This window comes from Polynucleobacter sp. AP-Reno-20A-A9 (assembly GCF_018882085.1).
GTDB lineage: Bacteria > Pseudomonadota > Gammaproteobacteria > Burkholderiales > Burkholderiaceae > Polynucleobacter.
This window is the reverse complement of the sequence record NZ_JACVPB010000033.1, coordinates 1-373: the sequence shown is the minus strand read 5'-3', so window position 1 is coordinate 373 and position 373 is coordinate 1. Positions and strand designations below refer to the sequence as shown.

Below are 373 nucleotides of genomic sequence, written 5' to 3'. Positions count from 1 at the left end.
AGACGATGTCAAACGCTTAAAGCAACTCGAGCAAGAGAACGGCCGTTTAAAGAAGATCTTGGCAGAGCGCGATCTCGAGATTGAAGTGATGAAGGAGATTGCCGTAAAAAAGTGGTGAGCGTGCAAGATCGACTGGAGCAGGCCCGCTATGCAGTTGGGCGAGGCATCTCCCAAAGACGTGCTTGTACGCTGCTAAGTGTTGCTAGATCTGGCTTAGATTACCAATGCAAGATGCCGGTTAAAGATCGGCCGATAATAGTTGCCATGCGCCAGTATTCCGAGCAATATCCTCGCTATGGCGCCAGACGGATTCGGATCTTTTTAAGACGGGATGGTCTTGTTCTAGGTCGCGATCGGACGGCGCGCATCTGGG

At 51.5% G+C, this 373-nt stretch carries 1 pseudogene; it reads left to right on the top strand.

Annotated elements, in window-relative coordinates:
* Window positions 1-373, top strand: a pseudogene (locus ICN39_RS11080) (IS3 family transposase); the annotation flags it as partial.